Origin of the sequence: Sodalis sp. RH21, assembly GCF_047324175.1 — a bacterium.
GTDB lineage: Bacteria > Pseudomonadota > Gammaproteobacteria > Enterobacterales > Enterobacteriaceae > Acerihabitans.
Genome location: NZ_CP178732.1, coordinates 240,360 through 263,874 on the forward strand (window position 1 = coordinate 240,360; position 23,515 = coordinate 263,874).

A 23,515-nucleotide genomic window follows, 5' to 3' on the forward strand; every position below is an offset into this window, starting at 1 on the left:
ACACAACATTCCCGATATGGGGATAATACTGAACGATTACACTCCCCCATCAATCGAAATGGGTGTGAGGAGTAATTTTCTACGTTTATAAATAATTGGAGCTCTGGTCTCATGCAGAACCAAAGAATCCGTATCCGTTTGAAAGCGTTTGATCATCGTTTGATCGATCAATCAACCGCGGAAATAGTCGAGACTGCCAAACGTACCGGTGCTCAGGTACGTGGTCCGATCCCGCTGCCGACCCGCAAAGAGCGCTTTACCGTTCTGATCTCTCCGCACGTCAATAAAGATGCGCGCGATCAGTACGAAATCCGCACTCACAAGCGTCTGGTTGACATCGTTGAGCCAACCGAAAAAACCGTTGATGCTCTGATGCGTCTGGATCTGGCTGCTGGTGTTGATGTGCAGATCAGCCTGGGTTAATCAGGTCACCGAACGATTGAGAGGTTGAAACAATGAAGGGTTTAGTCGGTCGTAAAGTGGGCATGACTCGCATCTTCACTGAAGATGGCGTTTCCATCCCAGTAACCGTAATTGAAATCGAAGCAAACCGCGTGACTCAGGTTAAAGACCTGGACAACGACGGATACCGCGCCATTCAGGTCACTACCGGCACTAAAAAAGCCAACCGTGTTACCAAGCCTGAAGCCGGTCACTTCGCCAAAGCAGGCGTTGAAGCTGGCCGCGGCCTGTGGGAATTCCGCGTCGAAGACGTCGCTGAAATCACCGCCGGTCAAAGCATCAGCGTAGAACTGTTTGCTGACGTTAAAAAAGTTGACGTTACCGGTACGTCCAAAGGTAAAGGATTTGCAGGCACTGTAAAGCGCTGGAACTTCCGTACCCAGGATGCTACCCATGGTAACTCCTTGTCCCACCGCGGTCATGGTTCAATCGGTCAGAACCAGACTCCGGGTAAAGTATTCAAGGGCAAGAAAATGGCAGGCCAGATGGGTAACGAGCGTGTAACCGTTCTAAGCCTGGACGTAGTACGTGTTGACGTTGAGCGCAACCTGCTGCTGGTCAAAGGCGCTGTTCCGGGAGCAACCGGCGGTGACCTGATCGTTAAACCGGCTGTCAAGGCGTGACGTTGAGGAGATAGGAATGGAATTGGTATTGAAAGACGCGCAAAGCGCGCTGACTGTTTCCGAAACTACCTTCGGGCGTGACTTCAACGAAGCGCTGGTACACCAGGTTGTTGTTGCTTATGCAGCAGGTGCCCGTCAAGGTACTCGCGCTCAGAAGACCCGTGCTGAAGTAACTGGTTCCGGTAAAAAACCGTGGCGCCAGAAAGGTACCGGTCGTGCGCGTTCAGGTACGGTGAAGAGCCCAATCTGGCGTTCTGGTGGTGTGACGTTTGCTGCCAAACCGCAGGATCACAGCCAGAAGGTTAATAAGAAGATGTACCGTGGGGCGCTGAAAAGCATCCTGTCTGAATTGGTACGTCAAGAACGTCTGATCGTCGTTGAATCGTTTTCTGTAGAAGCGCCTAAAACCAAGCTGCTGGTACAGAAACTGAAAGACATGGCGCTGGAAGATGTGCTGATCATTACAAGCGAACTCGATGAGAACCTGTTCCTGGCCGCGCGTAACCTCTACAAAGTAGACGTTCGTGATGTCGCAGGTATCGACCCGGTTAGCCTGATCGCCTTCGACAAAGTCGTCATGACGGCTGACGCTGTGAAGCAAGTTGAGGAGATGCTGGCATGATTCGTGAAGAACGTTTGCTGAAAGTTTTGCGCGCGCCGCACGTTTCTGAAAAAGCGTCTGCAGCGATGGAAAAGCATAACACCATCGTACTCAAAGTAGCTAAAGACGCGACCAAAGCAGAAATAAAAGCCGCTGTGCATAAACTGTTTGAAGTCGAAGTCAATGACGTTCGTACCCTGATCGTTAAAGGGAAAACGAAGCGTCATGGACAGCGTATCGGTCGTCGTAGCGACTGGAAAAAAGCTTACGTCACCCTGAAAGAAGGCCAGAACATGGACTTCATCGGCGGCGCAGAGTAAGTCGGAGGAGAAGAACAATGGCAATTGTTAAATGTAAACCGACATCTCCGGGTCGTCGCCACGTAGTTAAAGTGGTCAACCCTGAGCTGCACAAGGGCAAGCCTTACGGCCCGTTGCTGGAAAAACTCACTAAATCCGGTGGACGCAATAACAATGGCCGTATCACTACGCGCCATATCGGTGGTGGTCATAAACAACAGTACCGCGTAGTCGATTTCAAACGCGACAAAGACGGTATCCCGGCGATCGTTGAACGCCTGGAATATGATCCGAACCGTTCCGCCAACATCGCTTTGGTGTTGTATAAAGACGGTGAACGTCGTTACGTACTGGCGCCGAAAGGCATGAAAGCCGGTGACCAGATTCAGTCTGGCGTCGACGCTGCCATCAAAGCCGGTAACACGCTGCCGATGCGCAATATCCCGGTTGGTTCCACAGTGCATAACGTGGAAATGAAACCAGGTAAAGGCGGTCAGCTGGCTCGTTCCGCTGGTGCTTATGTTCAGATCGTTGCTCGTGACGGTGCTTATGTCACGCTGCGTCTTCGCTCCGGCGAAATGCGTAAAGTGCAGTCTGAATGCCGCGCAACCATGGGTGAAGTGGGCAACGCCGAACACATGCTGCGCGTACTGGGCAAAGCCGGTGCAAGCCGCTGGCGTGGTATTCGTCCAACCGTTCGCGGTACGGCGATGAACCCGGTGGATCACCCGCATGGTGGTGGTGAAGGTCGTAACTTTGGTAAGCACCCGGTCAGTCCGTGGGGCCTGCAGACCAAAGGTAAGAAGACCCGTAGTAATAAGCGTACCGATAAGTTCATCGTACGTCGCCGTAGTAAAAAATAATTATTAGAGGATAAACCATGCCACGTTCTCTCAAGAAAGGTCCATTCATAGACCTGCACTTGCTGAAGAAGGTAGAGAAAGCGGTGGAAAGCGGTGACAAGAAGCCTATACGCACTTGGTCCCGTCGTTCAACGATCTTTCCAACAATGATCGGTTTGACCATCGCTGTCCATAATGGTCGTCAGCACGTACCGGTATTTGTTTCCGATGAAATGGTCGGACACAAACTGGGTGAATTCGCGCCGACGCGTACTTATCGCGGCCATGCGGCCGATCGAAAGGCTAAAAAACGCTAAGGTAGGAGGAAGAGATGGAAACTATCGCTCAACATCGCCACGCTCGTTCTTCTGCTCAAAAGGTTCGCCTTGTGGCTGACCTTATCCGCGGTAAGAAAGTGTCGCAAGCTCTGGAAGTTTTGGCCTACACCAACAAGAAAGCTGCTGGTCTGGTTAAAAAAGTACTGGAGTCTGCCATTGCTAACGCTGAACACAACGATGGCGCAGATATCGATGATCTGAAAGTCGCGAAAATTTTCGTCGACGCCGGCCCAAGCATGAAGCGCATTATGCCTCGTGCCAAAGGCCGGGCAGATCGCATCCTGAAGCGCACCAGCCACATTACTGTGGTTGTGTCCGATCGCTGAGACTCTGGAGACTAGCAATGGGTCAGAAAGTACATCCTAATGGTATTCGCCTGGGTATTGTCAAACCTTGGAACTCTACCTGGTATGCGAATACTAAAGAATTCGCTGACAACCTGGACAGCGACTTTAAAGTTCGTCAATTCCTGATTAAGGAACTGGCGAAGGCTTCCGTTTCTCGCATCGTGATCGAGCGTCCGGCCAAGAGCATCCGTGTGACTATTCACACCGCTCGTCCGGGCATCGTCATCGGCAAGAAAGGTGAAGACGTCGAAAAACTGCGTAAGGTCGTTGCGGATATCGCCGGCGTTCCTGCGCAGATCAATATTGCCGAAATCCGTAAACCGGAACTGGACGCTAAATTGGTCGCTGACAGTATCTCTTCACAGCTGGAACGTCGCGTTATGTTCCGTCGTGCTATGAAGCGTGCTGTACAGAACGCCATGCGTCTGGGCGCTAAGGGTATTAAAGTTGAAGTCAGCGGCCGCCTTGGCGGCGCTGAAATCGCACGTACCGAATGGTACCGCGAAGGTCGTGTTCCGCTGCATACGCTGCGTGCGGATATCGATTACAACACCTCCGAAGCGCGCACCACTTATGGTGTCATCGGCGTAAAAGTGTGGATCTTCAAAGGTGAGATCCTGGGTGGTATGGCTGCCGTTGAACAACCGGAAAAACCGGCTGCTCAACCTAAAAAGCAGCAGCGTAAAGGCCGCAAGTAAGGAGAGTCGCTGATGTTACAACCAAAGCGTACAAAATTCCGTAAAATGCATAAAGGCCGCAACCGCGGTCTGGCTGCGGGCACGGATATTAGCTTCGGTACTTTCGGTCTGAAAGCTGTTGGCCGTGGTCGTCTGACTGCTCGTCAAATCGAAGCAGCGCGTCGTGCTATGACGCGTGCAGTTAAGCGTCAAGGTAAGATCTGGATCCGTATTTTCCCGGACAAACCGATTACCGAAAAGCCGCTTGAAGTTCGTATGGGTAAAGGTAAAGGTAACGTAGAGTATTGGGTTGCCTTGATTCAACCTGGCAAAGTCCTGTATGAAATGGACGGCGTACCGGAAGAAATTGCCCGCGAAGCATTCAAGCTGGCAGCAGCAAAACTGCCGATTAAAACCACCTTTGTAACTAAGACGGTGATGTAATGAAAGCAAAAGAGCTGCGTGAAAAAAGCGTTGAAGAGCTGAACACCGAACTGCTGAATTTACTGCGCGAGCAGTTTAACCTGCGCATGCAGGCAGCAAGTGGCCAGCTGCAACAGACTCACCTGTTGTTACAAGTGCGTCGCAATGTTGCACGCGTTAAAACGTTATTGACTGAGAAGGCGGGTGCGCAATGAGTGACAATATCCGTACTCTGCAAGGTCGCGTTGTCAGCGACAAAATGGAGAAATCCATTGTCGTGGCCATCGAACGTTTTGTGAAACACCCGATTTACGGCAAATTCATCAAGCGTACGACCAAGCTGCACGTACACGACGAGAGCAATGAAAGTGGTATCGGTGACGTCGTGGAAATCCGCGAATGTCGTCCGATTTCCAAGACTAAGTCCTGGACGCTTGTTCGCGTTGTAGAGAAAGCGATTCTGTAATACAGTAAGCGCGCTCAAAACAAAGTAAACGGCTCAAAGCACGAGCCGTTTATTTTTTCTACCCATATCAAGAGGGCAGTGTTATAATGCTGCGCCCTGTATTATGGGGTTTTTCTTAACGACCTAATATGGGTCCTAAAGTTGTAGTTGACATTAGCGGAGCACTAACATGATCCAAGAACAGACTATGCTGAACGTGGCCGACAACTCCGGCGCGCGTCGCGTAATGTGTATCAAGGTTCTAGGTGGCTCGCACCGTCGCTACGCAGGCGTCGGCGACATCATCAAAATTACCATCAAGGAAGCAATTCCGCGTGGCAAAGTAAAAAAAGGTGATGTCCTGAAGGCGGTAGTGGTGCGCACCAAGAAGGGTGTCCGTCGCCCTGACGGTTCTGTCGTTCGCTTCGATGGTAATGCTTGTGTTTTGTTGAATAACAATAGTGAGCAACCCATCGGTACGCGTATTTTTGGGCCGGTGACTCGTGAACTGCGTACCGAAAAGTTCATGAAAATCATTTCTCTGGCACCAGAAGTACTTTAAGGAGCGAATCATGGCAGCGAAAATCCGTCGTGATGACGAAGTTATCGTGCTAACCGGCAAAGATAAAGGTAAGCGCGGTAAAGTAAAGAATGTCCTGTCTACGGGCAAGGCCATTGTTGAAGGTATAAACCTGGTTAAGAAACATCAAAAACCAGTTCCGGCTACGAACCAGCCGGGCGGCATTGTTGAACAGGAAGCGGCAATTCAGCTTTCCAACCTTGCCATCTTCAATGGTGCCTCCAACAAGGCGGACCGTGTAGGCTTTAAGATTGAAGACGGAAAAAAAGTCCGTATTTTCAAATCTAACGGCGAAACAATTAAGTAACTTGGAGTAGTACGATGGCGAAACTGCATGATTACTACAAAGACGAAATAGTCAGTGAGCTGATGAAACAGTTCGACTACCATTCTGTCATGCAAGTCCCTCGGGTCGAGAAGATCACCCTGAACATGGGTGTTGGTGAAGCGATTGCTGATAAGAAACTGCTGGATAATGCAGCGAATGATTTAGCAGCAATATCCGGTCAAAAACCGCTCATCACCAAAGCGCGCAGATCCGTTGCGGGCTTCAAAATCCGTCAGGGCTATCCGATCGGCTGTAAAGTAACCCTGCGTGGTGAACGCATGTGGGAATTCTTTGAGCGACTGATATCCATTGCTGTACCACGTATTCGTGACTTCCGTGGCTTGTCCACCAAGTCATTCGATGGTCGTGGTAACTACAGCATGGGCGTGCGTGAGCAGATCATCTTCCCGGAAATCGATTATGACAAAGTCGATCGCGTTCGTGGCTTGGATATTACCATCACCACTACTGCGAAATCCGATGATGAAGGTCGTGCGCTGTTGGCCGCCTTTAACTTCCCATTCCGCAAGTAAGGCAGGGTACTCATGGCTAAGCAATCGATGAAAGCACGTGAAGTTAAGCGTGTGAAATTAGCTGAAAAATTCTTCGCAAAACGCGCTGAACTTAAAACCATCATCTCTAGCGTAAATTCTTCTGATGAAGAACGTTGGGATGCGGTTCTCAAGCTGCAGACTCTGCCGCGTGATTCCAGCCCGTCTCGTCAGCGTAACCGCTGCCGCCAAACTGGTCGTCCGCACGCTTTCCTGCGGAAATTCGGGTTGAGCCGTATCAAGGTCCGTGAAACTGCCATGCGCGGTGAGATCCCGGGTCTGAGAAAGGCTAGCTGGTAATTGTCACCAATTGAATCACGGGAGTAAAGACAGATGAGCATGCAAGATCCGATCGCGGATATGCTGACCCGTATCCGTAACGGTCAAACCGCGAACAAAACAGCGGTCTCCATGCCTTCCTCCAAGCTTAAAGTGGCAATCGCCAATTTGCTGAAAGAAGAAGGCTTTATTGAAGAATTCAAAATTGAAGGCGACACCAAGCCTACGCTGGAAATCGTACTCAAGTACTTCCAGGGTAAGCCAGTGGTAGAAACCATTCAGCGTATCAGCCGCCCAGGTCTGCGTATCTATAAGAAAAAAGATGCGTTGCCTAAAGTTATGGCCGGCCTAGGTATTGCGGTTGTTTCCACCTCTAAAGGTGTTATGACTGATCGTGCGGCTCGCCAGGCTGGTCTTGGTGGCGAGATTATCTGCTACGTAGCTTAATCGGGAGGAAAACATGTCTCGTGTTGCAAAAGCACATGTCGTAATTCCTGCCGGCGTAGAGGTAAAACTCAACGGTCAGGAAATTTCGATTAAAGGTAAAAACGGCGAGCTGAGTCGTACTATCCACGATGCCGTCCATGTTAACTATGCAGACAACAATCTGACGTTTGTGCCTCGTGAAGGCGAAGCGAATGGTTGGGCTTTAGCGGGTACTACCCGTGCGTTGTTACATGCAATGGTTGTCGGTGTTACTGAAGGCTTCACCAAGAAGCTGCAGCTGGTAGGCGTAGGTTATCGTGCCGCGGTAAAAGGCAATGTGGTGAATTTGGCCCTTGGCTACTCTCATCCTATTGACCACGTTTTACCGGAAGGCATCACCGCTGAATGTCCAAGTCAAACTGAAATCGTGCTGAAAGGCGCTGATAAGCAGGCTGTTGGGCAGATTGCGGCTGATTTGCGAGCCTATCGCCGTCCCGAGCCTTACAAGGGCAAGGGTGTCCGTTACGCCGACGAAGTCGTGCGTACCAAAGAGGCTAAGAAAAAGTAAGGTAACACTATGGATAAGAAAGCAGCTCGTATCCGTCGTGCGACCCGCGCACGCCGCAAGCTCCAAGAACTGGGCGCAACCCGCCTGGTTATACATCGTACCCCGCGCCATATTTATGCGCAGGTCATTGCCCCGAATGGTTCTGAAGTACTGGTAGCCGCTTCTACTGTAGAAAAAGCTATCGCGGAGCAATTAAAGGGTACCGGTAACAAAGATGCCGCGACCGCTGTAGGTAAAACTATCGCAGAACGCGCTCTGGAAAAAGGCATTAAGATTGTGTCCTTTGACCGTTCCGGATTCCAATATCATGGTCGAGTCCAGGCACTGGCAGATGCTGCCCGTGAAGCTGGCCTTCAGTTCTAAGGTAGAGGTGTAAGATGGCACACATCGAGAAACAAGCTGGCGAACTGCAGGAAAAGCTGATCGCGGTAAATCGCGTATCCAAAACCGTAAAAGGTGGCCGTATTTTCAGCTTTACCGCACTGACAGTAGTTGGTGATGGTAACGGTCGCGTAGGTTTTGGCTACGGCAAAGCACGCGAAGTTCCGGCAGCGATCCAGAAAGCGATGGAAAAAGCCCGTCGCAATATGATGAATGTCGCGCTGAACAGCGGCACCCTGCAGCACCCGGTTAAAGGTGCTCATACGGGTTCTCGCGTGTTCATGATGCCGGCTTCCCAAGGTACCGGTATTATCGCCGGTGGTGCAATGCGCGCCGTCCTGGAAGTCGCAGGGGTTCACAACGTATTAGCAAAAACCTATGGTTCCACCAACCCGATTAACGTGGTTCGTGCAACTATCGACGCCCTTGCTAACATGAAGTCCCCCGAAATGGTCGCTGCCAAGCGTGGTAAATCCGTTGAAGAAATTCTGGGGTAACTGAGCATGGCACAGATGATTAAAATAACTCAGACTCGCAGTTCCATCGGTCGTCTGCCGAGACACAAGGCAACTTTGGTTGGCTTGGGCCTGCGTCGCATTGGTCATACAGTAGAGCGTGAAGATACTCCCGCTATACGTGGTATGGTCAATTTGGTTTCCTACATGGTCAAAGTTGAGGAGTAAGAGATGCGCTTAAATACTCTGTCTCCGGCTGAGGGCTCTAAACACGCGCCTCGGCGTGTAGGACGCGGTATCGGTTCCGGCCTGGGTAAAACCGCAGGACGTGGTCACAAAGGTCAGAAGTCTCGTTCTGGCGGTGGCGTACGTCGTGGGTTTGAAGGCGGCCAGATGCCTTTGTACCGTCGTCTGCCTAAATTCGGTTTCACCTCGCGCAAAGCCATGGTTACGGCGGAAGTTCGCCTGTCCGAACTGGCGCAGGTTGAAGGCGAGGTTATCGATCTCAACACGTTAAAAGCGGCTAACATTGTTGGCACCCAGATTGAATTCGCGAAAGTCATGCTTTCCGGCGAAATCAATCGCGCAGTGACCCTGCGCGGTCTGCGTGTCACCAAAGGCGCTCGTGCTGCAATCGAAGCTGCCGGCGGTAAAATTGAGGAATAAGTAGCAGATGGCCAAACAACCAGGATTAGACTTTCAAAGTGCTAAAGGCGGATTAGGCGAACTGAAACGCAGACTTTTGTTTGTTGTCGGTGCGCTGATTGTTTTCCGTATCGGCTCTTTTATTCCGATTCCTGGTATCGATGCCACTGTGCTTGCGAAATTGCTCGAGCAGCAAAGAGGCACCATCATAGAGATGTTTAACATGTTCTCTGGTGGTGCGCTCAGCCGTGCTTCAATCTTCGCCTTGGGGATCATGCCGTACATTTCGGCGTCGATCATCATTCAGCTGCTGACCGTGGTTCATCCAGCGCTGGCGGAGATTAAAAAAGAGGGTGAGGCCGGCCGTCGCAAGATAAGCCAGTACACCCGCTATGGCACGTTGGTGCTGGGTATATTCCAATCTATCGGTATAGCTACCGGTTTGCCGAATATGCCCGGGATGCAGGGCCTGGTATACAATCCAGGCTTTGCGTTTTACTTTACCGCTGTCGTGAGCCTGGTCACCGGGACAATGTTCCTGATGTGGTTAGGCGAACAGATAACTGAACGGGGTATCGGCAACGGTATTTCCATCATTATCTTTGCCGGTATCGTGGCGGGTTTACCGCCGGCCATTGCCCATACCATCGAGCAAGCTCGTCAAGGCGACCTGCACTTCCTCCTGTTGCTATTGGTTGTGGTGCTCGTATTTGCAGTGACGTTTTTTGTTGTTTTCGTCGAGCGTGGTCAACGCCGTATAGTCGTTAACTACGCCAAACGTCAGCAAGGGCGTCGTGTGTATGCGGCACAGAGTACGCATTTGCCGCTGAAAGTGAATATGGCCGGCGTTATTCCGGCGATTTTTGCTTCCAGTATCATCCTGTTTCCGGCCACGATTGCTTCATGGTTCGGCGGCGGCACCGGTTGGGGCTGGTTAACGGCGATTTCGCTGTATTTACAGCCTGGGCAACCGCTTTATGTGTTACTCTATGCATCTGCAATCATATTCTTCTGTTTCTTCTACACGGCACTGGTGTTTAACCCGCGTGAAACAGCAGATAACCTGAAGAAGTCCGGTGCATTTGTACCAGGCATTCGTCCGGGAGAGCAAACGGCTAAATATATTGATAAAGTGATGACCCGTCTGACCCTGGTCGGTGCGATGTACATTACCTTTATCTGCCTTATCCCGGAGTTCATGCGTGACGCAATGAAAGTTCCCTTCTATTTTGGGGGCACATCTTTATTGATTGTCGTTGTGGTTATCATGGACTTTATGGCTCAAGTGCAGACTCTGATGATGTCGAGTCAATACGAGTCCGCATTGAAGAAAGCAAACCTGAAAGGCTATAACCGCTAATCCGGAAAGCTTGAGAAGTTACGGAGAGTAAAAATGAAAGTTCGTGCTTCCGTCAAGAAATTATGTCGTAACTGCAAAATCGTTCGACGTCACGGCGTAGTTCGCGTGATTTGCAGCGAGCCTAAGCATAAACAACGCCAAGGCTGATAAATTCGGCATATTTTTCTTGCAAAGTTGGGTTGAGCTGGCTAGATTAGCCAGCCAATCTTTTGTAGGTCAACGCAACATTGTTTGAGTATCCTGAAAACGGGCTTTTCAGAATGGTGTTGCCGTTTAAATTTTTAGGAGTGCATAGTGGCCCGTATAGCAGGCATTAACATTCCTGATCAAAAACATACCGTGATCGCGTTAACTTCAATCTACGGTATCGGTAAGACCCGTTCACAAGCTATTTGTGAAACCGCGGGTATTGCTGAACATGTTAAGATCAGTGAGCTGTCTGAAGAGCAGATCGACACGCTGCGTGACGCAGTTGCTAAATTTGTGGTCGAAGGTGATCTGCGCCGTGAAGTAACCCTGAGTATCAAACGTCTTATGGACCTTGGTACCTATCGTGGTTTGCGTCATCGTCGTGGTCTTCCGGTTCGCGGTCAGCGTACCAAGACCAATGCCCGTACCCGTAAGGGTCCGCGCAAACCGATCAAGAAATAATCGGGGTGAGTAAATAATGGCTAAGGCACCTGTTCGTGCACGTAAGCGTGTTAAAAAGCAAGTTTCAGATGGCGTGGCTCATATCCATGCGTCTTTCAACAATACCATCGTTACTATTACCGATCGTCAGGGTAATGCGTTGGGTTGGGCGACGGCCGGTGGTTCCGGTTTCCGTGGTTCTCGTAAATCTACTCCTTTCGCCGCACAGGTTGCAGCAGAGCGTTGCGCTGAAGCAGTGAAAGAGTATGGCATCAAGAATCTGGAAGTTATGGTTAAAGGACCTGGTCCGGGCCGTGAGTCTACCGTTCGCGCGTTAAACGCGGCTGGTTTTCGCATCACAAATATTACTGATGTGACTCCGATCCCCCATAACGGTTGTCGTCCGCCGAAAAAGCGCCGCGTATAACGCCGCTTCTAGGTTAGTTGGAGAAAGAAAATGGCAAGATATTTGGGTCCTAAGCTCAAGCTGAGCCGTCGCGAGGGCACAGACCTTTTCCTGAAGTCTGGTGTTCGCGCGATCGATTCCAAGTGTAAAATTGAACAGCCTCCTGGACAGCATGGCGCGCGTAAACCGCGTCTGTCTGACTACGGAGTGCAGTTGCGTGAAAAACAAAAAGTCCGTCGTATTTACGGCGTTCTGGAACGTCAATTCCGCAACTACTACAAAGAAGCAGCGCGTCTTAAAGGCAATACCGGTGAAAACCTGTTGCAGTTGCTTGAAGGCCGTCTGGACAACGTTGTTTACCGTATGGGTTTTGGTGCCACTCGCGCCGAATCACGTCAATTGGTCAGCCACAAGGCGATCATGGTAAATGGCCGTGTTGTCAACATCGCTTCTTACCAGGTTACTCCGAATGACGTTGTAAGCATCCGTGAGAAAGCGAAAAAGCAATCCCGTGTTCGTGCCTCATTGGAACTGGCTGAACAGCGTGAAAAGCCGACCTGGCTTGAAGTTGACGCTGCTAAGATGGAAGGGGTGTTCAAACGTATTCCAGAACGTACCGATCTGTCTGCGGACATTAATGAACACCTGATAGTCGAGCTTTACTCCAAGTAAGGCTTAGTACCAAAGAGAGGACACAATGCAGGGTTCTGTGACAGAGTTTCTAAAACCGCGCCTGGTAGATATCGAGCAAATCAGTTCGACGCACGCCAAGGTGACCCTTGAACCTTTAGAGCGTGGCTTTGGCCATACCCTAGGTAACGCACTGCGCCGTATTCTGCTTTCGTCGATGCCGGGTTGCGCGGTGACCGAGGTTGAGATTGATGGTGTACTGCACGAGTACAGCACCAAAGAAGGTGTACAGGAAGACATCCTGGAGATTCTGCTCAACCTGAAAGGGCTGGCGGTGAGAGTTCAAGGTAAAGATGACGTTATCCTTACTCTGAATAAATCTGGCATTGGCCCTGTAACCGCAGCCGACATCACCCATGACGGGGATGTCGAAATCGTCAAGCCGCAGCATGTGCTCTGCCACCTGACCGATGAAAACGCATCGATTAATATGCGTATCAAAGTTCAACGTGGCCGTGGTTATGTGCCGGCTTCTGCCCGAATTCATTCGGAAGAAGATGAGCGCCCAATTGGTCGTTTGCTGGTTGATGCGTGCTATAGCCCTGTAGAGCGAATTGCCTACAATGTTGAAGCTGCACGTGTTGAACAGCGCACCGACCTGGATAAGCTGGTCATCGAAATGGAAACCAATGGCACGATCGATCCTGAAGAGGCGATCCGCCGCGCGGCTACCATCCTGGCTGAACAACTTGAAGCTTTTGTTGATTTGCGTGATGTACGTCAACCGGAAGTCAAAGAAGAGAAACCAGAATTCGATCCGATCTTGCTGCGCCCAGTTGACGATCTGGAATTGACTGTCCGCTCTGCTAACTGCCTTAAGGCAGAAGCTATCCACTACATCGGTGATCTGGTACAGCGTACCGAGGTTGAGCTCCTTAAAACGCCCAACCTTGGTAAAAAATCTCTTACTGAGATTAAAGACGTGTTGGCTTCCCGTGGGTTGTCTCTGGGCATGCGCCTTGAGAACTGGCCTCCGGCAAGTATTGCTGATGAATAACCCGATCACAGGGTAAGGTTTTACTGAGAAGGATAAGGTCATGCGCCATCGTAAGAGTGGTCGTCAACTGAACCGTAACAGCAGCCATCGCCAGGCTATGTTCCGTAACATGGCCGGCTCTCTGGTTCGTCACGAGATAATCAAGACGACCCTGCCAAAAGCGAAAGAGCTGCGCCGTGTTGTTGAACCGCTGATTACACTTGCCAAGACCGACAGCGTTGCAAATCGTCGTCTGGCATTCGCCCGCACTCGTGATAACGAGATCGTGGCAAAACTGTTTAACGAGCTTGGCCCGCGTTTCGCGAGCCGTGCCGGTGGTTACACTCGTATTCTCAAGTGTGGCTTCCGTGCTGGTGACAATGCACCGATGGCTTACATCGAGCTGCTGGATCGTGCAGCAGAGTCCCAAGTTCCAGCTGAAGCGGTTGCAGAATAAAGAATTATCTGTAATCGTTAATGCTTACAAAACCCGGCTTAGGTCGGGTTTTTTATTGCCTGAAATTCATCTCCGGCACGGCTTATCATTTAAGCACTAACGCGTTATCCTAAAAGGCTGAAGGATGGCCGTAGGAGGGCTTAGCATGTGGTTATTCGATGAATGGGCCGAGCGGCATATCCAGCAGGCGCAAAAGAAAGGCGAATTCGATAATTTGCCGGGATATGGCAAGCCCTTGCAGCTCGATGATGACAGTGCGGTGCCGGAAGAGTTGCGGGTGGGGTATCGCCTGCTGAAAAATGCCGGTTACCTGCCAGCGGAATTACAGGATCGCCGGGAAGCTCTACAGCTTGCCGATTTATTACGCGGCATAACCGAAGATGATAGCCGTCATCAGGCCTTCAGCGCGCGGCTGCGATTGTTGGAGTTCAAGCTGTGCCAGGCCGGCGTAAGCACGGAATTTTTACGGCGCGGCTACCAGCAGCAACTGCAAACGCATTTCGAACGCCGGCAAAATGCCGAATAAAGGATGCTGGATTGATGGGCGCCGTTTCGCCAGGAAGACTGTATATCAAAGGTCAACGGCGTGCTGAGGCCGGTTTTTATTATCGGCGTTATTTACTATACTGTTCGTTATCGAAGTCCGCGCGTTGTGCGCGGTTTATTAGGCGCTATTTTTAGGCACTCTTTTTATTTTAGGCACTATGAAAATTAATGAGGAAATTATGACTGACAAATACCGCCACACCAAAGGCACCATACAGGATAACGCCATTGCGGCGCTGCTGCACGATCCGCTCTTTCGCCAGCGTCGTGAGAACAATTTAAAAGGGAAGGGCAGCTACAGCCGTAAAGGCAAACATGCCAAGGCCCATAACTGGGAGGCCAGTGGTAAGATCATCGAGGGTGATGTTACCACTGGCCTTCTTGCCGCCCGTGCCGGCGCAGCACTCATCTTCGGCCCCAATCACGGCTTGAGCGTTTAACCTCAGAGCGTAGGCGGCTGCGCCGGGGGCTGCTGTGACAGCGGCGGCGCGACGCTCTGGTTCTGTTGTTTAAGCAAATCGCGAATTTCAGTCAGCAGCGTTTCTTCGGCGCTTGGTTTAGGCGGTGCCGCCGGTTCCTCTTCCTGTTTGCGATGGAATCGGTTGATAAGCTTGATTACGCAGAATACCGCCAGCGCCACGATCAAAAAATCAAAGATGTTTTGCAGGAAAATTCCGTACTGCAGGACGACCGCCGGCGTATCTCCCTGCGCCGGTTTCAACACCCAGCCAAACGATCGGAAATCGACGCCGCCAATCAATAAACCCAGCGGCGGCATAATGACGTTGGCCACCAGTGACGAGACGATTTTACCAAACGCCGCCCCGATGATGACACCTACCGCCAGATCGACCACATTGCCGCGCATGGCGAATTTTCGGAATTCTTGCAGGAAACTCATAGGCTTGCTCCTTAATTTAACAATAAGTTAATTTTAACAAAGGATGCCACATTTGCCAGACACTTTAACAATTTGTGTCAATTCTTGCCACGTAACAGGCTATTCGCCTGAGGGAAAATATGGGTAACCGCGTAGGTAAAGTTAGCGGCCTGGGCCGCGTCGCAATCGCCGATATCATGGAATACCATTAAATCATCAAATGCGTTATTAAACTTCATCACCATTTGCTTGGCTTTTGGGTACAGGCTCCCGTCGATGGTATAACGGGCCAGAGGTAGAAATGTCCCGCCCAGAGACAACGCCGAGGTCGGCTTATCCAAGCCGGCGATGCGATAAAATTCAATATAACCGTCACTGTAGCCCACTGCAACCAGGGCATTTAGCGCGGAGAATGCCACGCTCGCCACCTGGGGCACGCCAAAAAATCCCGGAACGTAAGCTTTGCCGCGTCGCAGCAACAGAGTATCGCGGCGCGCAATGTCGTACAGCATCACCTCGCTGAGATGTAAGTTCTCATCGACCCGGTAATAACCGAGATAACATTGGTCCGCGGCAATAAAACTGGCTTTAAACCCCGCGGGCGCCGGCCAGGGGGGCGCTACCTTATCAGGCGAAATCCATCCGCCGGCATCGGGAACAAACAGCTCGCCCTGATTGGTGACCCAGGACTCGCAGCGGTTTTCAAAGATGCCGGTAATGTTGATTTGTTTATAGGGCGGGATTTCGCGCAGCTCGGACGTCAGTTCGCTAGCAGGCAACCGGTAAAATTCGGCCATACGCACCAATGGCTTAAGCTTGTAAATGACTACGACGATGACGCCATTTGGCGAAGTCACAATATGGTCAGCCATGTGACGGTTAGGGTTACCGGCAAAGCGGATACGATCGTCGTCCGGCCGTTGCCCTATGATCCGGTTCTCCCGGTCCAGCCAAAAAGTTAACTGCTGTTTTATGCGTAAATGATGTTTCGAGGCGCTGATATGCGTGGATTCCATTGGATCGGGCAACCAGCGGCGCAGCCCGTCCTGCTGGGAAATCGGCACGGCGCTGAGTCCCTCATTATCGATGAGTAATTCATTATTTCCTACGGGCGTATCGGCATCGGGGGAGGTGGCTGCGTATAGCAAAAAAAGCTGCTGTTTCGGCCCTATGGCGGTCAGCGTCGGGGGTGGGAATTGCACGGGTAGTTCCCCGGTTTTGGCCAGTAGCCGGTGCTGCCATTCTCGATTGTTGCCGGTGTGGTTGCCGGTTATAGAATGAAGGATATTCTCAAAAGTGGTCCAAATCGCCAATGCCGGATAGGCGGATGTGAACGAGGATGTGAGCGCCGTATCCATTTTAAACGCCCTTACAAGGGAAGACGAGGCGTGCAGCAGCGTCGCCCGGCGTAAAGGATCGAGGCGCAGGAGCAACGCCACCTGACGTAGCCGGGTACGCAGCGCCGGTTCGGGCGGCGCGGGGGAGCTTGCGTCGCAGTTTGTCCGGCACAGCGCGGTTAGCGTGGGAAACGCGGTGTCGTTATAGGTGCGCATCGCCAGAGCTTCGAGTCTGGACCAGGGCTGATCGTTTATCGGGGCGAGTATCGGATCGGTTTTGTCAATCAGGGCAAAGGATTCAGTGAATAACTCATAACGCAGGGTCCAGCGCGCGCGGCTTGCCGAATGGTCTTGATACGAAGCCATGTAATACAGATCGTCAAAATGGCTGATATTCAGGCACTTATCGCCGGCTTTAAGAAACAGGGTATTACCGCGGCTAAAGGCCCCATTGAGCAAAGGGGGCAGTAATATAGTCATATAGGGTTTACATGCGGCGATCGTTCCCGCGTTCATTTCACGCGCCAGGGTCTGACCGAGCCGGTGTGAATTCAGCCCGGTGGACGGCATCGATAATACAAAACTGCTGCTGATGAAATCATATTCGACGCGAAAAGTCCCGGCACGGTGTCTCTGAGGGTGGGTTAATAAAAAGGTGGATTTCCTGGCTTCGGGAACCAGCCAATACCAGTGTTGATCGATGCGGGCCTTAAGACTGGCAGGATCATAAAAGCCGATCATATCGGGAAAGGAAGGTTGTTCATCAAGCTCATAGGGCGATAAAAAGGCGCGGCTAATACGAAATTTGCTGAGGCTATCTGACGCTCTCATGGATGGCTGGTTTTTTTGCAGGTTCAGATTGAAGACGGTTCCGTGGTGAACGATATCTATGGTGGCAAACGGGTCGCCCCATAGACGCGGTGCCATATGCCAGTCGTCTAGATAGCCCACCGGGCTAAGTTGTTCGGTTTCCGGGCAGAAAGCCCATCCATGGCCGTTGATTTCAAAAAATAATTTCTGTTGGTCGGCAAAGAATACGCGGTGTTGGGGATAAACCACGGCCAGATGAATCGGCATGGTGCTGGATAGGAGCCACTGCCGGCTATCACGATCGCTGGCCGAGGTGTGGTTGTTAACGGTAAGGGGCGGAATCGCGGGTTGATATTCCTGTAATTGGCACTGCCGTTTACCTATATCCAAACAGACATATTTTTTGTAAATACCCAGTTGCGTTTGTATATCGAGCTGTACAAACACGGGGTAACCCTCCCCCGTCAGTTCGCCGTTTTCCACCGCGATTACCGGCGTATGCTTCAAGTGCGGCTGCATTTCCATGATTGAATATTCGATGCCTTTCAACGTCAGGGTGAGCGGCGTGTGGCCGTTTTCACCGTATCCATAGGTTACTTCAAACAGGCGGGAAGTGCGGGTAGTCAAGAACTTATGGCTTTCTGAAGACAGTAGCAGCCCTTCACGAATAATCTTCGGGGAGAATTTTAGCAATGCATATCCCGCTATGGCCAGGCGCAAGCTGTTTCCCATGATGACCAAAGAACGCATCGCCGCGATGCCGGGGTCGAAACTCAATATTATCCGTTTGCCGATGCTGAACAGAAAAACATGGAGCTGCTCGTTGGTGCCTACCACGCCGCCCGCGATCTGGGCGGAAATGGGAATGACCTGTTTAAACAGACGGTCGGTCGAGGCGACAAACGCTGTCTTTTCATAGGCGCGGGCCGCGCCGATCAGGCCCATCCGATAGAGGGTAAGGCTGGCTTTTATGCCGGTAAAAAATAACGGCAGCCCCACAAGTATACCGTCAACGGAACACTCGATAAATGCGGAGTTTTGATCGCCCTCCCGCAGGGAATTGACGCAATCATAGAAGGGAATGATCAGGCCTTTGATGTCTTCGATTATCTCCGGCAGTTCCTTGCCTACGGCGTCATAACCGGCTTGATATAACCTTACGCGATAGGCCTGATAATGCATATCCGCATACCGCGCGATGAGCTGGGTGATGGGTTCCGCGCGGCTTTTTTGGATGGCCGGCTGTTTCAGCGTGATAATGTTAAGATCGTGGCGGCTTTTTATTTTCCCGGTCGGCCAGTTCTGCATATAGGGACGAAGATCGCGCAATTCGGGGTCATGAATATTTATGCGCCGCAGAAGATAGCCGCGGTCGGTGATTCTCAAGGCATACAGCCGCTGCTCATGGTGGCGTGTAGCGCGCAAAAAAGCCGTATCGGGTCTATTGAAATATTTGACCACCACATTCGAAAAAAACATCTCGGCCGGCCGCCGTTTACGATAGAGCCGGGGCTCGACCAGTTGAACTTCCGAGTGCTGTAAAAAAGCATCATCATCTTGCTGCAGATTGTCGTCCTGAAAATCGCTGGGGGTAAATGCCGCGGCCAGCAGCGCCGTATCCGCCTGAAGAATCTGCCTGGATATCCGTTCCACCGCGGCGCGGTAGTATTCATCAAGGTCCGGCACGGCCCGATGTCTGGCGTGGCAGCGCTGACCGCCTGGATGGGCCATTAACTGCAACACCGCGTTTTGATATACTCCTTGAAGAATCAACAGGAACGATTTCTTTTTCATCGGCGCCAGGCTGCGGCTTTTGCCGCAGTATTGGTCCAATAATTCCTCCGCCGCCCACTTTCGCCCGCGCCAGGGGCGCGTGTTATACACCTGCTGATACGCAGTAAAGCTGTCGTTAATATGCTTGGCTTTATCGTGCCGGCTCGCCAGGACCTCAATCAGATGATCCAATGTCCCGGTAAGTTTATCCCCGGGCAGACTATCGTCGATAGCGTAGGCGGGATGAATATACAAATGATAAAACAGCAATCCGGAATAGAGCGCGGGCTCGGCCGCTTTAGCCAAAAATCCCGGTTCAAAGACGCTAACGATCCCTAGGCCAAGCTGGATCAGCGATAACCCGCTCTCCCGTGATAAATCACTTGCGCCTGATGAAATGACGGCCCGCGCGCCGGTATGTAACAGCACCCAGGTCGGGCTGCCTACCCATAGAGCGTCCGTATTGTTGATAGACGGCGCCCCGCGATGATCGCCGGTAATCTTGGCGCCTAACTCAAGCTCTGAATGCAGGTACATTTCAGGCATTTCGTACGCTTCGTAGTGCCGCTGCCATACCTCTTTGGCATAATGATCCGGCGTGGTGAAGGACCAGTTCTGCGCGGCGGCGGTCAAGTCCTTCAGCGTACCGGGGCGTATGCGCACGAAAATTTTGGCTATCCGCAGCGGGATGCTGTCCTCTTTGAAGATCAGTTTGCACAAGGCCTGTCCAACCAGCTCGCGCTGTTGTTCCGGACTCATTTCCTCCCCCCGCCGTTCGCCGTAAAGGTGACTGCCGAATAGCGTCAGCCTGGCGATCTCGGGTATCAGCTCCGGCTGGCGTTCGACATGGTTCAAAATGAGCGTCGCCAGCCGTTCTTCATCGATCGCACTCAGATCGAGACGCGTATTGATATGGATATGCCTATTCATAAAGGCCGCCAGGCGGTATTTCCAATCGGGTTCCGGCAGGCTGGACAGCGCCGGGGTATTGCGCCGGAAGCGCTTGATTGAAGGCGCGGGCGAGGGGGCGAGCGCGGCAGGCCGCCCAACCGGATAACGCCATTGGCCGCCTGCCTCCGGCTGACGCGTGATGGCGACCAGATCGGCGTTAACGTCCGCGGCGGCGGCAAGCTGGCGGTTGACCTCAAAAGGAGAAATCGCGATTAAGGAATAAACCAGCCGCTGGTAAAAATTACGCGGTTTTTTAAGATCCGGGGCGTTAAGCGGCAGGTCATGGGCGTATTGCCGGTACCATCCGTATTGCTGCGCCATAACATACAAATCTCCGCCGCTTAACGGTGTTTTCTCTTGGCGGTATGGCGGTGCTATCGATGATGAAGTTACGGCGCGTATTTTTTCAGGGTAACCGGTATGTTGGCGGTAAAAGCCGTCGTCCGCCGTGCGGCCGCCGGTTTGTGGCGAATTCGTGGTAATACGCGTCCCTTCCATGTTCATCTCCCTGTGGATCGGTCTCCTGGCGGCGCCAGTCGCGCCCCTTTTGCGCAGGGCTAACTACGGCGCTGAAACAAGCATAGCCGGCGCAAATAAAACGGCGCCGGGTTATGGGTTATCAACAGGTTAACGCAGGAGAACGGCGGGATAAGGGGGCGGAGGAAGCTGTTGGCCGCGCAGGGGAAAGCGCGGCGGCCAGTGCGGTGCGCTATAAAAAGAACGGACTGGGCTGGAACAACCGCTCGACGTCGGTAATAAACTTCTTATCCGTGAGGAACATAATGACGTGATCCCCCTGCTGTATCCGGCAGTTTTTATTGGCGATAATCACCTCGTCGCCCCGAACGATGGCGCCGATGATGGTGCCGGGCGGCAATTTAATGGCGTCGATGGCCCGGCCCACCACTTTGGAGGTGCTTTCATCGCCATGGGCTATCGCCTCAATGGCTTCGGCCACGCCGCGGCGCAGCGAGGAGACGCTGACGATATCGGCTTTGCGCACATGGCCAAGCAGCGCCGAGATAGTGGCCTGCTGCGGCGAAATGGCGATATCGATCACGCTGCCCTGCACCAGATCCACATAAGCGCGGCGCTGGATCAGCACCAGAACCTTTTTGGCGCCCATGCGTTTGGCCAACATAGCCGACATGATATTGGCTTCATCATCATTGGTGATGGCGATAAATACGTCGATTTGCTCAATGTGCTCTTCGGCCAGCAGTTCTTGATCGGAGGCATCGCCATAAAATACGATCGTGTCATGCAGCAACTCCGCCAATTCCGCCGCACGCTGTTGGTCGCGCTCAATCAGCTTGACGCTGTAATCTTTTTCCAGCCGCTGCGCCAGGCCGGCGCCGATGTTGCCGCCGCCGACGATCATGATCCGTTTATAGGGTTTTTCAAGCCGCTGGAGTTCGCTCATTACCGCCCGGATATGCGGCGACGCGGCGACAAAAAACACTTCATCCCCGGCTTCGATCACCGTGGAGCCCTGGGGACGAATCGGCCTGTCCTGGCGAAAAATCGCGGCTACCCGCGTCTCGATGTGCGGCATATGCTCGCGCAAGGATGATAAGGCATTACCCACCAGCGGGCCGCCGTAATAAGCTTTCACCGCCGCGATACTGACTTTCCCCTGCGCGAAGTTAACGACCTGGAGCGCGCCGGGATATTCGATAAGTTTGTAAATGTTATCGATTACCAGCTGTTCGGGCGAAATCAAATGATCGATGGGCACCGCTTCCGTATTAAACAGCTTGGCGGCTTCGCGGATATAGTCGGCCGAACGGATGCGGGCGATACGGTTAGGCGTTTTGAATAACGAATAGGCTATCTGGCAGGCCACCATATTGGTCTCGTCGGAGTTGGTGACCGCAACCAGCATATCCGCGTCTTCCGCGCCGGCCTCCCGCAGCACGCGGGGATGGGACGCATGGCCCTGGATGGCGCGCAGATCGAATTTATCCTGCAGTTGGCGTAGCTGATTGGGATTGGTATCAACGATGGTAATATCGTTATTCTCACCTACCAGGTTTTCCGCCAGGGTGCCGCCAACCTGGCCCGCCCCAAGGATTATTATTTTCATAGTCGACTCGTTATGCCCATTATATGCGCGCCATGGCTGCGGGTGCTGCGCCTTTAATCATCTTAGCGTAAAAGAAGCCGTCGCCACCGTCCGGATCGGGTAAACATTGGATGCCGGGCCTGGCCGCATCACCGGTTTCAACCAGAATGGCGTCCGGGTGACCGGTCAGAAACGCCCCGATTTGCTCGCGGTTTTCTTCCGGTAAAATGGAACAGGTCGCATACAGCAGGGTGCCGCCGGGTTTTAGCAGCGGCCATACGGCGGCAAGGATTTCTTTTTGCAGCGCCGCCAATTCGGCGATATCCCGGTCACGGCGCAGCCATTTGATATCGGGATGGCGCCGGATAACCCCGGTGGCCGAGCAGGGCGCATCCAGCAGGATACGATCCCAAGTCTGTCCGTTGCTCCATTGCTCGGGCATACGCCCGTCACCGACGATGACATTAGCATGCTGCCCGAGGCGGTGCAGGTTTTCTTTGATGCGTTCCAGACGCTGGCGGTCGATGTCTACCGCGGTAACCCGCGCATCGGGCGCCAGCTCCAGGATGTGCGTGGTTTTACCGCCGGGCGCCGCGCATAAATCCAGGATATCCTCGCCCGATGCCGGCGCCAGCAACAGCGCGCAGCCCTGCGCCGAGGCATCCTGCACGGTCACCCAGCCCCGATCAAAACCGGGCAGGCGGCCAACGTTGCAGGGCACATCCAGCTTAATCGCTTCGGGCAATGTGGGATGGGCGCTGGCGCCGATGCCTTCCTGCGCCAGCAAAGCCAGATATTCCGCGCTGCTGTTATGAAGGCGGTTCACCCGCAGCCACATCGGCGGCCGCTGGTTATTGGCTTCCAGGATGGATAAGTCCTCTTGCGGGTAGGCCTGGCGGATACGCTTGACCAGCCAGGACGGATGCAGGAAACGGCTCTCCTGCTGGTCGGCCAGGGCCTGTAGTTCCGACTGTTGCCGCTGGAACTGGCGCAATACCCCGTTCACCAGGCCTTTTAATTGCGGCATTTTCAGCGTCACGGTGCCTTCTACCGTCTCGGCCAGCGCGGCGTGGGGCGGTATGCGGGTATATAGCAACTGATAAATGCCCACCATCAATAGATAGTGCACTGTGCGCTGTTTGCCGGTAAGCGGCTTCGCCATCAACTGCTTGATGTACCATTCCAACTGCGGCAGTGTGCGTAAAATACCGAAGCACAGCTCTTGCAGCAGAGCGCGATCTTTATCGCCCAGCGCGTTCTGCACGGCGGGCAATATCTGGCTTAATGACTGGCCGTGCTCAAGCACCTGGGCCACGGCTTTGGCGGCGATGGCACGGAGGTTATAGTGTTTATTCATAGTTGAC

34 protein-coding genes are annotated in these 23,515 nt (G+C 52.5%); 30 read left to right on the plus strand and 4 right to left on the minus strand.

Features of this window, described 5'->3' with window-relative positions; translation table 11 throughout:
- The first annotated feature begins 111 nt into the window (after window positions 1-111).
- From rpsJ to ACL2XP_RS01235, 30 genes are all read left to right on the plus strand, one after another.
- Window positions 112-423 (plus strand): 30S ribosomal protein S10, encoded by a 312-nt coding sequence (gene rpsJ, locus ACL2XP_RS01090; protein WP_001181005.1) that lies wholly within the window; start codon window positions 112-114, stop codon window positions 421-423.
- A gap of 32 nt (window positions 424-455) precedes the next feature.
- Complete coding sequence (rplC, locus tag ACL2XP_RS01095; protein ID WP_410013276.1) at window positions 456-1,085, plus strand: 50S ribosomal protein L3; 630 nt, start codon at window positions 456-458, stop codon at window positions 1,083-1,085.
- 16 nt (window positions 1,086-1,101) lie between these two features.
- A complete protein-coding gene (rplD, locus tag ACL2XP_RS01100) occupies window positions 1,102-1,707 on the plus strand; it encodes a 50S ribosomal protein L4 (RefSeq protein WP_162368693.1) in 606 nt (201 codons plus the stop codon).
- On the plus strand, window positions 1,704-2,006 hold the full coding sequence (gene rplW, locus ACL2XP_RS01105; RefSeq protein WP_162368692.1) for a 50S ribosomal protein L23: 303 nt from the start codon (window positions 1,704-1,706) through the stop codon (window positions 2,004-2,006). The genes rplD and rplW overlap by 4 nt, the downstream gene beginning before the upstream one ends.
- Before the next feature lie 17 nt (window positions 2,007-2,023).
- Window positions 2,024-2,848 carry a 50S ribosomal protein L2 gene (gene rplB, locus ACL2XP_RS01110; RefSeq protein WP_413736765.1) on the plus strand — a complete coding sequence of 275 codons (825 nt, stop codon included), beginning with the start codon at window positions 2,024-2,026 and terminating at the stop codon, window positions 2,846-2,848.
- A gap of 17 nt (window positions 2,849-2,865) precedes the next feature.
- Window positions 2,866-3,144, plus strand: coding sequence for a 30S ribosomal protein S19 (rpsS, locus tag ACL2XP_RS01115; RefSeq protein ID WP_132923660.1), 279 nt, complete (start codon window positions 2,866-2,868; stop codon window positions 3,142-3,144).
- Between the two features lie 14 nt (window positions 3,145-3,158).
- Window positions 3,159-3,491: a 50S ribosomal protein L22 gene (gene rplV, locus ACL2XP_RS01120; RefSeq protein ID WP_162368690.1), complete on the plus strand. Its 333-nt coding sequence runs from the start codon at window positions 3,159-3,161 to the stop codon at window positions 3,489-3,491.
- A gap of 17 nt (window positions 3,492-3,508) precedes the next feature.
- Window positions 3,509-4,210 (plus strand): 30S ribosomal protein S3, encoded by a 702-nt coding sequence (rpsC, locus tag ACL2XP_RS01125; protein WP_162368689.1) that lies wholly within the window; start codon window positions 3,509-3,511, stop codon window positions 4,208-4,210.
- Between the two features lie 12 nt (window positions 4,211-4,222).
- On the plus strand, window positions 4,223-4,633 hold the full coding sequence (gene rplP, locus ACL2XP_RS01130; protein ID WP_413736766.1) for a 50S ribosomal protein L16: 411 nt from the start codon (window positions 4,223-4,225) through the stop codon (window positions 4,631-4,633).
- On the plus strand, window positions 4,633-4,827 hold the full coding sequence (rpmC, locus tag ACL2XP_RS01135) for a 50S ribosomal protein L29 (RefSeq protein ID WP_410013279.1): 195 nt from the start codon (window positions 4,633-4,635) through the stop codon (window positions 4,825-4,827). Before rplP ends, rpmC begins: the two co-directional genes overlap by 1 nt.
- Window positions 4,824-5,078: a 30S ribosomal protein S17 gene (gene rpsQ, locus ACL2XP_RS01140; RefSeq protein WP_162368686.1), complete on the plus strand. Its 255-nt coding sequence runs from the start codon at window positions 4,824-4,826 to the stop codon at window positions 5,076-5,078. Before rpmC ends, rpsQ begins: the two co-directional genes overlap by 4 nt.
- A gap of 169 nt (window positions 5,079-5,247) precedes the next feature.
- Complete coding sequence (rplN, locus tag ACL2XP_RS01145; protein WP_132923655.1) at window positions 5,248-5,619, plus strand: 50S ribosomal protein L14; 372 nt, start codon at window positions 5,248-5,250, stop codon at window positions 5,617-5,619.
- Between the two features lie 10 nt (window positions 5,620-5,629).
- On the plus strand, window positions 5,630-5,944 hold the full coding sequence (rplX, locus tag ACL2XP_RS01150; protein WP_162368685.1) for a 50S ribosomal protein L24: 315 nt from the start codon (window positions 5,630-5,632) through the stop codon (window positions 5,942-5,944).
- 14 nt (window positions 5,945-5,958) lie between these two features.
- Window positions 5,959-6,498, plus strand: coding sequence for a 50S ribosomal protein L5 (gene rplE / locus ACL2XP_RS01155; protein ID WP_413736767.1), 540 nt, complete (start codon window positions 5,959-5,961; stop codon window positions 6,496-6,498).
- Window positions 6,499-6,510: 12 nt separating this feature from the next.
- Window positions 6,511-6,816, plus strand: coding sequence for a 30S ribosomal protein S14 (gene rpsN, locus ACL2XP_RS01160; RefSeq protein ID WP_162368683.1), 306 nt, complete (start codon window positions 6,511-6,513; stop codon window positions 6,814-6,816).
- A 33-nt stretch (window positions 6,817-6,849) separates the two neighbouring features.
- Window positions 6,850-7,242, plus strand: coding sequence for a 30S ribosomal protein S8 (gene rpsH / locus ACL2XP_RS01165; protein ID WP_410013282.1), 393 nt, complete (start codon window positions 6,850-6,852; stop codon window positions 7,240-7,242).
- 13 nt (window positions 7,243-7,255) lie between these two features.
- The gene (rplF, locus tag ACL2XP_RS01170) at window positions 7,256-7,789 is read left to right on the plus strand and encodes a 50S ribosomal protein L6 (protein WP_413736768.1); all 534 of its coding nucleotides are present in this window, start codon (window positions 7,256-7,258) and stop codon (window positions 7,787-7,789) included.
- Window positions 7,790-7,798: 9 nt separating this feature from the next.
- Window positions 7,799-8,152, plus strand: coding sequence for a 50S ribosomal protein L18 (gene rplR, locus ACL2XP_RS01175; RefSeq protein ID WP_413736769.1), 354 nt, complete (start codon window positions 7,799-7,801; stop codon window positions 8,150-8,152).
- Window positions 8,153-8,166: 14 nt separating this feature from the next.
- On the plus strand, window positions 8,167-8,667 hold the full coding sequence (gene rpsE, locus ACL2XP_RS01180) for a 30S ribosomal protein S5 (protein WP_413736770.1): 501 nt from the start codon (window positions 8,167-8,169) through the stop codon (window positions 8,665-8,667).
- 6 nt (window positions 8,668-8,673) lie between these two features.
- Entirely contained in the window at window positions 8,674-8,853 is a 180-nt protein-coding gene (rpmD, locus tag ACL2XP_RS01185) for a 50S ribosomal protein L30 (RefSeq protein WP_413736771.1), read from the plus strand.
- Window positions 8,854-8,856: 3 nt separating this feature from the next.
- Window positions 8,857-9,291: a 50S ribosomal protein L15 gene (gene rplO, locus ACL2XP_RS01190; RefSeq protein WP_413736772.1), complete on the plus strand. Its 435-nt coding sequence runs from the start codon at window positions 8,857-8,859 to the stop codon at window positions 9,289-9,291.
- Between the two features lie 7 nt (window positions 9,292-9,298).
- Window positions 9,299-10,630, plus strand: a complete 1,332-nt coding sequence (gene secY / locus ACL2XP_RS01195; RefSeq protein ID WP_162368676.1) for a preprotein translocase subunit SecY — start codon at window positions 9,299-9,301, stop codon at window positions 10,628-10,630.
- Window positions 10,631-10,663: 33 nt separating this feature from the next.
- Window positions 10,664-10,777 (plus strand): 50S ribosomal protein L36, encoded by a 114-nt coding sequence (rpmJ, locus tag ACL2XP_RS01200; RefSeq protein WP_132923644.1) that lies wholly within the window; start codon window positions 10,664-10,666, stop codon window positions 10,775-10,777.
- Window positions 10,778-10,924: 147 nt separating this feature from the next.
- Window positions 10,925-11,281 carry a 30S ribosomal protein S13 gene (gene rpsM, locus ACL2XP_RS01205; protein ID WP_413736773.1) on the plus strand — a complete coding sequence of 119 codons (357 nt, stop codon included), beginning with the start codon at window positions 10,925-10,927 and terminating at the stop codon, window positions 11,279-11,281.
- 16 nt (window positions 11,282-11,297) lie between these two features.
- A complete protein-coding gene (gene rpsK, locus ACL2XP_RS01210) occupies window positions 11,298-11,687 on the plus strand; it encodes a 30S ribosomal protein S11 (protein ID WP_131867908.1) in 390 nt (129 codons plus the stop codon).
- 30 nt (window positions 11,688-11,717) lie between these two features.
- Window positions 11,718-12,338 (plus strand): 30S ribosomal protein S4, encoded by a 621-nt coding sequence (gene rpsD / locus ACL2XP_RS01215; protein WP_011412065.1) that lies wholly within the window; start codon window positions 11,718-11,720, stop codon window positions 12,336-12,338.
- 25 nt (window positions 12,339-12,363) lie between these two features.
- Window positions 12,364-13,353 carry a DNA-directed RNA polymerase subunit alpha gene (locus ACL2XP_RS01220; RefSeq protein ID WP_413736774.1) on the plus strand — a complete coding sequence of 330 codons (990 nt, stop codon included), beginning with the start codon at window positions 12,364-12,366 and terminating at the stop codon, window positions 13,351-13,353.
- Window positions 13,354-13,393: 40 nt separating this feature from the next.
- A complete protein-coding gene (gene rplQ / locus ACL2XP_RS01225) occupies window positions 13,394-13,789 on the plus strand; it encodes a 50S ribosomal protein L17 (protein WP_162368673.1) in 396 nt (131 codons plus the stop codon).
- A 145-nt stretch (window positions 13,790-13,934) separates the two neighbouring features.
- Window positions 13,935-14,315: a DUF1992 domain-containing protein gene (locus ACL2XP_RS01230; RefSeq protein WP_413736775.1), complete on the plus strand. Its 381-nt coding sequence runs from the start codon at window positions 13,935-13,937 to the stop codon at window positions 14,313-14,315.
- A gap of 199 nt (window positions 14,316-14,514) precedes the next feature.
- Window positions 14,515-14,775, plus strand: coding sequence for an alternative ribosome-rescue factor A (locus ACL2XP_RS01235; RefSeq protein WP_413739047.1), 261 nt, complete (start codon window positions 14,515-14,517; stop codon window positions 14,773-14,775).
- A 2-nt stretch (window positions 14,776-14,777) separates the two neighbouring features.
- On the opposite strand, the gene mscL is transcribed toward ACL2XP_RS01235, so the two are convergent.
- From mscL to rsmB, 4 genes are all read right to left on the minus strand, one after another.
- The gene (gene mscL, locus ACL2XP_RS01240; protein WP_413736776.1) at window positions 14,778-15,236 is read right to left on the minus strand and encodes a large-conductance mechanosensitive channel protein MscL; all 459 of its coding nucleotides are present in this window, start codon (window positions 15,234-15,236) and stop codon (window positions 14,778-14,780) included.
- A 77-nt stretch (window positions 15,237-15,313) separates the two neighbouring features.
- Entirely contained in the window at window positions 15,314-20,407 is a 5,094-nt protein-coding gene (locus ACL2XP_RS01245; protein ID WP_413736777.1) for a hypothetical protein, read from the minus strand.
- Between the two features lie 388 nt (window positions 20,408-20,795).
- Window positions 20,796-22,172: a Trk system potassium transporter TrkA gene (gene trkA, locus ACL2XP_RS01250; RefSeq protein ID WP_413736778.1), complete on the minus strand. Its 1,377-nt coding sequence runs from the start codon at window positions 22,170-22,172 to the stop codon at window positions 20,796-20,798.
- A 19-nt stretch (window positions 22,173-22,191) separates the two neighbouring features.
- The gene (gene rsmB, locus ACL2XP_RS01255; protein ID WP_413736779.1) at window positions 22,192-23,508 is read right to left on the minus strand and encodes a 16S rRNA (cytosine(967)-C(5))-methyltransferase RsmB; all 1,317 of its coding nucleotides are present in this window, start codon (window positions 23,506-23,508) and stop codon (window positions 22,192-22,194) included.
- Window positions 23,509-23,515 lie beyond the last annotated feature (7 nt).